The organism is Allobosea sp. (assembly GCF_048595345.1).
Classification (GTDB): domain Bacteria; phylum Pseudomonadota; class Alphaproteobacteria; order Rhizobiales; family Beijerinckiaceae; genus Allobosea.
In genome coordinates this window covers 1-7,892 of record NZ_JBMDWH010000089.1, presented here as the reverse complement: position 1 = coordinate 7,892, position 7,892 = coordinate 1, and the positions used below count along the sequence as shown (strand labels likewise).

Sequence of the window (7,892 nt, the reverse complement as noted above, 5' to 3'; positions counted from 1 at the left end):
CTTGCGGGCCATGCGCAGCAGGTTGGATTCCTGCTCGTCGTTCCACCAGTTGGCGGCCATGTCGACGGTGCCCTGCTGGAGCGCGATGATCGCGTTCTCATGGCTGCCGGTGTAGACGACCTTGCCGAAGAAGGTCTCCGGGTCGATGCCCATCTTGTCCAGGGCGAAGCGCGGCACGTTGTTGCCCGAGGTGGAGTTCGGGTCGACGAGGCCGAGGTTCTTGCCCTTCAGATCCTCGATCTTCTGATAGGGCGAGTCCTTCTTCACGTAGAAGACCGAGTAGTAGCCCTTGGTGCCGTCGAGATTGGTCTCGATCGCGAAGGCGTCGATCTTCGCGCCGGTCATCAGCGCGCGGGCGAAGGAGGAGGGGCCGTACATGCCGATATGGATGTTGCCGGCGCGCTGGCCCTCGATCAGGGCGGCGTAGTCGTTGGCGATGCGCAGCGTGACCTTGGTGCCCAGCTCCTTGCCGAGATAGTTCACGAAGGGGGTGTAGCGCTCGACGACGCCCGAGGCGTTCTCGGCGGGAATGATCGCGAAGATGAGCTCGGGATATTTCGCCTTCCAGTCCTGGGCGAAAGCGGGGGTGGCGGCGGCGGCGAGGCCGGCGGCGGCGAGCTTGAGGGTATTGCGACGGGTCAGCATGGCTGTCTGCTCCTGTGGGAACGGTCGGGTAGTCGGCAAGAGGAAGCGGCGGGCGCGCCGCCGCTCAGGCGATCTTTTCGCGCTTGGCGCGGATGGCTTCGGAAGAGACGATGGCCTCGAGCGCGTCCAGCGCCTCGGCGCCGGCATCCTTGGCCTCGATGCCGTAGAGCTCGGCCGCGACATCGCGGGTGAGCGCCTGGGGCACGTCGTCGAAGACGACCTTGCCGCCGGACATGCCGATCAGCCGGTCGCAGTATTTCGCCGCGATATCGAGATCGTGCAGATTGCATATCACGGTGATGCCGTCCTCGCGGTTGATGCGGAACAGTGCGTCCATCACCACCTGGGTGTTGCGCGGGTCGAGCGAGGCGATCGGCTCGTCGGCGAGGATGATGCGCGGCTCCTGCACCAGCGCGCGGGCGATGGCGACGCGCTGCTGCTGGCCGCCCGAAAGGGTTTCGGCGCGCTGGGCGAGCAGATGGCCCATGTCGAGCCGCTCCAGCGCGGCGATGGCGCGGATCTTGTCGTCCTGCGAGAAGCTCTTGACCAGCGTCAGCGCCGGCGAGCGATGGTTGAGCCGGCCGAGCAGCACATTGGTCAGCACGTCGAGCCGGCCGACGAGGTTGAACTGCTGGAAGATCATCGCCGTGTCGCGGCGCAAGCGGCGCAGCCCCGCGCCCTTCAGCGCGGTCACGTCCTGCTCCTCGCTGAGGATGCGGCCGGAGCTCGGCTCCGCGAGGCGGTTCAGCATGCGCAACAGCGTCGACTTGCCGGCGCCGGAGCGGCCGATGACGCCGACCATCTCGCCCTTGGGAATCGAGAGCGAGACGTTGTCGACGGCGTTCTTGTCGCCGAAGCGCTTGGTCAGGCCTGCGATACGCAGCATGAAACGATCCCGGACATGGCTGAGGCGCCGCATGAACCGGGTTCCGCCCAGCCCTGCGGCCTCGATGCGGAACGGACTGCTAGGCGCGGCAGATGACGGCCGGATGACAGCGTCTCCCATCGTCAGCAGGACCGCCAGCGGGGTGGGGCACTCGCAGCTCGTCTGTGAGAACGTTTTCGTGAGCGGGCGCATTTGCGCTTGGAGTGGCGGGCCGTTGGCGGCAGGATGGTGAGGCAGGTGCCGAAATCCGGGCGTTGCGGATCGCCGAGATGCCGGTGCGCCGCGCCGATCTACGGCAGGAGTCTTGCATATCGCCACCCAATCCGTGTGCGATCGAGCCGAGCGGCACTGCAAACGACTCCATTGCGTCGGTTTTCGCCGCTCTGTGGCCTGCGCGCATCTGGCCGGATGGATCGTTCCAGATAAGACTAACCTGACGTTATGGAGTCCGTGTCCCGATGAAGCGGTTTGTTCTCCTCCTCCTGGTCGCTGGCCTCGCAGGTGGCGGATATTACGGCTATCGGCACTATTACAACGGGGGCGAGCCGGCTCGCGCCAGCGCTCCCGCAGGCCCCCGGACCGTGCCGGTCGAGGTCGCGGCGGTCGAGGTGATGACCGTCAACGAGGAGGTCGAGGCGCTCGGCACGCTCGCGGCAGACGAGTCCATCGTGATCGCGCCCGAGATCGCCGGCCGCGTCGTGGCGCTCGGCTTCAGGGAGGGCGAGCGCGTCAAGGCGGGACAGGAGCTGGTGAAGCTCGACACCGCCATTCTCGACGCCGAACTGAAGCAGGCCATGGCCGATCTCGGCCTCGCCCGCGACACCAATGATCGCCTGAAGGGGCTGGTCTCGCGCGGATCGGGCACGCAGGTCGCGCTCGACGAATCCGCGGCGCGGCTCGCGTCCAGCGAGGCGCGGGTGCAGCTCGCCAAGGCCAAGCTCGCGCAATCGACCCTGGTCGCGCCCTTCAACGGCGTCGTCGGCCTGCGCTCGGTCGGCATCGGCGACTATGTCTCGGTCGGCAAGCAGCTGATCACCCTGACCAATATCGACCCGATCAAGATCGATTTCCGCGTGCCGGAGATCTATCTGTCGCGCGTGAAGGTCGGCCAGCCGGTTCAGGTGCGGGTCGATGCGGCGCCGGACAAGCCCTTCGCGGGCAAGATCTTCGCGATCGATCCGGTCGTCGACGTGAACGGCCGGGCCATCCGCCTGCGTGCCACGGTGCCGAACCCCGATCTGGCGCTCAAGCCGGGTCTGTTCGCGCGGCTCTCGATCATCGTCGATCAACGCGAGAACGCCATCGTCGTGCCGGAGATGGCCGTGGTGCCGGACGGCATCGGCAAGATGATCTATGTCGCCGAGAACGGGAAGGCGCGCCGCGTGCCGGTCGAGCTCGGCAAGCGTCTGCCGGGCAAGGTCGAGGTCGTGGGCGGGCTCAAGCCCGGCATGCAGATCGTCACCGCCGGCCAGATGCGCCTGCGCGACGGGGCGGCGATCGCGATCAAGGACGCCATCGTCCGCACGAGTCAGCTCTGATGGGTCTGTTCGAGCTCTTCGTCCGCCGGCCCGTCCTCTCGACGGTGCTGAGCCTGCTGGTGATGCTAATCGGCATCGTCAGCTATGGCCGCCTGACGGTGCGCGAATATCCGAACATCGACGAGCCGATCGTCTCGGTGCAGACGGTCTATCGCGGCGCCTCGGCCGAGATCATCGAGACGCAGGTCACGCAGATCCTCGAGAATTCGATCGCCGGCATCGAGGGCATCGAGATCATCTCCTCCACCAGCCGGCAGGAGCGCAGCCAGATCTCGGTGCGTTTCCGCCCGGATGTCGACCCCGACGTCGCCGCCTCCGACGTGCGCGATCGCGTCAGCCGCGTCCGCGGCCGCATGCCGGACGAGATTGACGAGCCGATCATCGCCAAGGTCGAGGCGGATGCGCAGCCGATCCTCTACCTCTCGCTGACCTCTACGCGCCATAGCCCGCTGGAGCTGACCGACTTCGCCGACCGGTTCATCGCCGAGCGCGTGCAGAACATCACCGGCGTGGCGGAGGTGCGCATCCAGGGCCAGCGCCAGTTCGCCATGCGCATCTGGCTCGATCGCTCGCGCATGTCGGCCTACAACGTCACGGTCCAGGAGGTCGAGGCGGCCGTGAAGGCGCAGAACGTCGAGATTCCCTCGGGCCGGATCGAGAGCAGCGACCGCGAATTCACCGTGCTTTCGCAGACCAGCCTGACGACGCCCGAGCAGTTCCGCGAGATCGTGGTCAAGGACGCAGGCGGCTTCCCCATCAAGGTCAAGGACATCGCCAGGGTCGAGCTCGGTGCGCGCGAGGAGCGCAATGCCGCCTGGTTCAACGGCAAGCCGTCAGTGACGGTCGGCATCGTCAAGCAGGCGACGGCCAATCCGCTCGACGTCTCCGCCGGCATCCGCGAGACGCTGCCCGGCATCGTCGAGGATCTGCCGGACGGCATGTCGCTGGAGCCGTCCTACGACACCTCGATCTTCATCGACCGCTCGATCAAGGCGGTCTACCAGACGATCATCGAGGCGACCGTGCTGGTCGTGCTGATCATCTTCATTTTCCTGCGCTCCTTCCGCGCGACGCTGATCCCGCTGGTGACGATCCCGGTGTCGCTGATCGGCGCCTTCGCGCTGATGAACGCGCTCGGCTTCACCGTGAACACGCTGACGCTGCTCTCGATGGTGCTGGCGATCGGCCTCGTCGTGGACGACGCGATCGTGGTTCTGGAGAACGTCCACCGACATATCGAGGACGGCATGAAGCCGACCGATGCGGCGATCCGCGGCATCAACGAGATCGCCTTCGCAGTCATCGCGATGACGCTGACGCTGGTCGCGGTCTATGCGCCGATGGCGTTCTCGACCGGCCGCACCGGCAAGCTCTTCATCGAATTCGCGTTGACGCTCGCGGGCGCCGTGCTCGTCTCCGGCTTCGTCGCGCTGACGCTGACGCCGATGATGTGCGCCAAGCTGCTGCGCCACCACGAGAACCATGGCCGGCTGTTCAACCTGCTGGAGCGCGGCTTCGAGGCGCTGGCGCGTGGCTATCGCGCCTCGCTGCGCGGGGCGCTCTCGATCCGGCCGGTGATCGTGCTGCTGGCGGTGGGCGTCGCCGGTGCGGGCTATTACTATTTCACGCATCTGCGCTCGGAGCTGTCCCCCGTCGAGGATCGCGGCACGATCAACGTCATCGGCGTGGCGCCGGAAGGTGCGACGCTCGCCTTCACTGCCGATTATGCGCGACAGGTCGAGCAGTTCTTCAGCAAGATCCAGGAGGTCGAAAGCTCGCTGGTCATCGTCGGTTTTCCCGACGTAACGCGCGCCATCTCCTTCGCCCGGCTGAAGCCGTGGGAGCAGCGCGAGCGCAAACAGCAGGATCTGGCGGCACAGATTTCTCGCGAACTGGCGCAGATCCCCGGCATTCGCCTGTTCGCCACCAATCCGCCCTCGCTCGGGCAGGGCGGCGCCAACACCAAGCCGGTCGAGTTCGTGCTGCGCTCGTCCGAGCCCTATGAGCAGATCAAGCGCTATGTCGACCAGGTGCTGGCGGAGGTCGCGAACTCGCCGGTGCTCACCAATATCGAGAGCAACCTCATCCTCGACAAGCCGCAGATCAAGGTCTCGATCGACCGGCAGCGGGCCGCCGATCTCGGCGTCGGCGTCGATGTGATCGGGCGGACCATGGAGACGCTGCTCGGCGGGCGCCAGGTGACGCGCTTCAACATGAACAGCAAGCAGTATGACGTGATGCTCCAGGTCGCCGGCACGGAGCGCAACACGCCGCAGGCCCTCCAGTCGATCTATCTGCTCGGGCGCGGCGGCGCCGTCGTGCAGCTCTCGAGCCTCGTGAAGATCGACGAGAATGTCGCGCCCAAGGAGCTGATCCGCTTCAACCAGCTGCGCTCCGCGACCATCACGGCGGTGCCGGCGCCCGGTTATTCGCTGGGAGACGCGCTGAAGGTGCTGGAAGACGCGACGGCGCGTGTGCTGCCGCCGACCGTGCAGGTCGACTATTCCGGCCAGAGCCGCGAGTTCAAGCAGTCCGGCGCGAGCATCTTCGTGGTCTTCCTGCTGGCGCTGGGCTTCATCTATCTCGTGCTGGCGGCGCAGTTCGAGAGCTTCGTCGATCCGATCGTGATCATGGTGTCGGTGCCGCTCTCGCTGACCGGAGCGCTCGCGGCGCTCTATTACAGCGGCGGCACGATGAACGTGTACAGCCAGATCGGCCTGATCACGCTGGTCGGCCTCATCACCAAGCACGGCATCCTGATCCTCGAATTCACCAACCAGCTGCGCGAGGAGGGCAAGGAGACGCTCGACGCGCTGGTGGAGGCGGCGGAGCTCCGGCTGCGGCCGATCCTGATGACCACGGGCGCCATGGTGCTGGGCGCGGTGCCGCTCGCCATCGCCCATGGCGCGGGCGCCGAAAGCCGCTCGCAGATCGGCTGGGTCATCGTCGGCGGCATGACCTTCGGCACGCTGCTCACGCTCTATGTCGTGCCGGTCGCCTACAGCTATCTGGCGCGCGAGGTCCACGCCTCGCGCCAGGGCGCGGCGGGGGACAAGCATGCGGCGCCGGCGGCGCATCCCGCCCCGGCGGAATGAGGCCTGCTACTGCAGCCGCACCGACACGCTTTCGCTCGCGCCGCTGCCATCAACCACCGAGATCCGCATGAAGCCCTTGCCGGGCGAGACCCATTGGGTTTCGCGCCGCAGCAGCGGGGCGGTGACCGGCGTGCCGTCCACCAGCCAGGTATAGGGCGGTGAGCCGCCTGCGGCCTTCAGGTTCAGCTGGGCCTGACCATCGAGACCCGCAGCGGAGAGATCGATGCGCGCGCCGTCCGGCGGGAAGGCGAGGCGCAGTTGCGGGGTGGTGATCGCGGCGACGGTCTTCGGCACGTCTTGGCGCAGATGCCGCAAGGGCGGCGGCAGGTGATTGGTGGTGCCGATGATCGTGTCCGCCGGCTGCGGGAAGGAGCGTGGGTCGATGCCGACCCGGGCGAAGGCGTCGAACAGGATCGGCGCCGCGACCAGGCGCCCGACCAGCCCCGGCACGGCGCCGTTATCGGCCCGGCCGACCCAGACGCCGATGGTATGCTGCCGGTCGAAGCCGACCGCCCAGGCGTCGCGATAGCCATAGGAGGTGCCGGTCTTGTAGGCGATGCGGCCGGGCGGAGCGTTGAGCGGCGGCGGGGCGCCGAGCAGCGTGTCGGCGACATACCAGGCGGCAACGGGCGCAACGAGGCGGGGATTGTTTCGCGAGCCCTCATCGCGAGGAGCGGACGCAGTCCGCGTCTCGAAGGACGGTCCCGTGGGCGCTGAAGCATCCTTCGAGACGGCCTTGCGGGCCTCCTCAGGATGAGGGCTGAGAAGTGCCGCTTCCGGCAGACGAAACCGCAGCGGCACCATCTCCCCGCCGCGGGCCAGGCCGGCATAGCCGAGCGTCAGGTCCTGCAAGGTGATGCCGAGGCCGCCGAGGCCGACCGCGAGGCCTGGCGCGCCGCCCTCCTTGGGCATGGCGAGGGAGAGACCCGCTTCGCGCAGCCGCGTCAGGAAGCGCTGTGGGCCCAGGGCCGAGAGCAGCTCGACGGTCGGCACGTTGAGCGAGAGCTGGAGCGCCTTGCGGGCGCTGACCATGCCCTGAAAGCCCTTGTCGAAATTCTCCGGCACATAGCTGCCGAAGCGGGCCGGGCGATCCTCCAGCATCGTTTCGGGATGGGCGATGCCGTTGTCGAAGGCCAGCGCATAGATGAACGGTTTCAGCGCAGAGCCGGGCGAGCGCAGCGCCCGGGTCAGATCGAGCGAGCCGGCACGCTCGGCCGCGAAATAATCGACGCCGCCGACCGAGGCGCGCACGGCGCCGGTCTCGTTGTCGAGGGCGAGAATCGCGATCGAGACCTGGGGGGCGAGGCCGAGGCTGCGCTCGCGGGCGAGGCTTTCGAGGCTTTTCTGGAGCCGGGCATCGAGCGTCAGGTGATGGACGCGCCGGCCCGGTGCCTCGGCCACCATCTGCTCGGCGACATGGGGGCTGAGATTCGGGAAGGGCCGGCGCGCCGCCGGGATCTCCTCCTGCCGGGCGGTGGCGACCTCGCCCGCCGTGGCGATGCCGGCCCGTTCGACACGGGCGAGCACGCGCTCGCGAGCCCGGCGCGCCGCGTCGGCGAAACGGTCCGGCCTGCGGGTTTCAGGCGATTGCGGGAGCGCGACCAGCAATGCGGCTTCCGCCGTCGAGAGCCGTTTCGGCTCCTTGCCGAACCAGGCGAGGCTCGCCGCGCGCACGCCTTCCAGATTGCCGCCGAAGGGGGCGAGGTTGAGGTAGAGATCGAGGATCTG

General features: G+C 67.6%; 5 protein-coding genes. 2 read left to right on the top strand and 3 right to left on the bottom strand.

All coding sequences use genetic code 11. The annotated features are described in order from the left end of the window. Both phnD and phnC read right to left on the bottom strand, forming a co-directional pair. A partial coding sequence (gene phnD / locus ACOJTB_RS09680) for a phosphate/phosphite/phosphonate ABC transporter substrate-binding protein (protein WP_420102319.1) occupies positions 1-645 on the bottom strand: 645 nt, incomplete at its 3' end. A 64-nt stretch (positions 646-709) separates the two neighbouring features. Further along, positions 710-1,531, bottom strand: coding sequence for a phosphonate ABC transporter ATP-binding protein (phnC, locus tag ACOJTB_RS09675; RefSeq protein WP_420102318.1), 822 nt, complete (start codon positions 1,529-1,531; stop codon positions 710-712). Positions 1,532-1,989: 458 nt separating this feature from the next. Here phnC and ACOJTB_RS09670 point away from each other — a divergent pair, with 458 nt between their 5' ends. Both ACOJTB_RS09670 and ACOJTB_RS09665 read left to right on the top strand, forming a co-directional pair. Then, a complete protein-coding gene (locus ACOJTB_RS09670; RefSeq protein WP_420102317.1) occupies positions 1,990-3,069 on the top strand; it encodes an efflux RND transporter periplasmic adaptor subunit in 1,080 nt (359 codons plus the stop codon). Continuing rightward, on the top strand, positions 3,069-6,164 hold the full coding sequence (locus ACOJTB_RS09665; RefSeq protein ID WP_420102316.1) for an efflux RND transporter permease subunit: 3,096 nt from the start codon (positions 3,069-3,071) through the stop codon (positions 6,162-6,164). The genes ACOJTB_RS09670 and ACOJTB_RS09665 overlap by 1 nt, the downstream gene beginning before the upstream one ends. A 6-nt stretch (positions 6,165-6,170) precedes the next feature. On the opposite strand, the gene ACOJTB_RS09660 is transcribed toward ACOJTB_RS09665, so the two are convergent. Further along, a partial coding sequence (locus tag ACOJTB_RS09660; protein ID WP_420102315.1) for a transglycosylase domain-containing protein occupies positions 6,171-7,892 on the bottom strand: 1,722 nt, incomplete at its 5' end.